An 875-nucleotide genomic window follows, 5' to 3' on the forward strand; every position below is an offset into this window, starting at 1 on the left:
CCCATCTGGGTGTCGTTTGCCCGCCGCGACGACTACGAACGCGACCTCGTCGGCCACGCCCGTGCGCTGCGGCCCGACCAGTTCCGCAAAGTCGCCGAGGCACTGATGGGGTTCATCGACCAGGACGGCACCGAACCCGACCACGAGACCATGCAGCGCCGCCGCGAGTTCACCCTCGGCCGCCAACAAGCCGACGGGATGAGCCGCATCTCCGGCTACATCACCCCCGAAGCCCGCGCCTACCTCGAAGTCGCCCTCGAGAAATACGGCGCCCCCGGGGTGAACCTGCCCCACGACGACGCCGTGGTCGCTGAGGTCTCCGGCCGTGACCAACGCACCACCGGCCAGCGCCACCACGACGCGTTGACCACCGCGCTGCGCCTGGCCATCGAATCCGGCGCCATGGGCCAGCTGGCCGGCGTGCCGGCGACGATCGTGGCCAACGCCAACCTCGCCGACCTCGAACGCGGCACCGGGTGGGCGTTCACCGGCGGCGGCAGCCGCCTACCGATCCGTGACCTCATCCGCATGGCCGGTCGCAGTCGGCATTATTTGGCGATCTTCGACGACCACCACGAAGAGGTCCTCTACTTCGGCCGCGCCCGCCGCTGTGCCACTACCGCGCAGCGGTTGGCGATGTTCGCCCGCGATCGGGGCTGCACCCATCCCCAGTGCACGGTGCCGTTCTACGGCACCGAAGCCCACCACACCGACGACTTCGCCGCCGGCAACGGCCAAACCAACATCAACACCATGGCGCTGGCCTGCCCGCCCGGCAACCTCATGATCGAGAACACCGGTTACACCACCGAACGCCCCGGCGACGGCCGCACCTACTGGATCCCACCGGCCGACCAGGACACCGGCCAACCCCG

At 69.6% G+C, this 875-nt stretch carries 1 protein-coding gene; it reads left to right on the forward strand.

What is annotated here, in order from left to right; translation table 11 throughout:
* Positions 1-875 (forward strand): DUF222 domain-containing protein (locus tag AU194_RS30800; RefSeq protein WP_157576617.1); only part of this gene is annotated, 875 nt, incomplete at both ends.

Source organism: Mycobacterium sp. GA-2829, assembly GCF_001499965.1.
Classification (GTDB): domain Bacteria; phylum Actinomycetota; class Actinomycetes; order Mycobacteriales; family Mycobacteriaceae; genus Mycobacterium.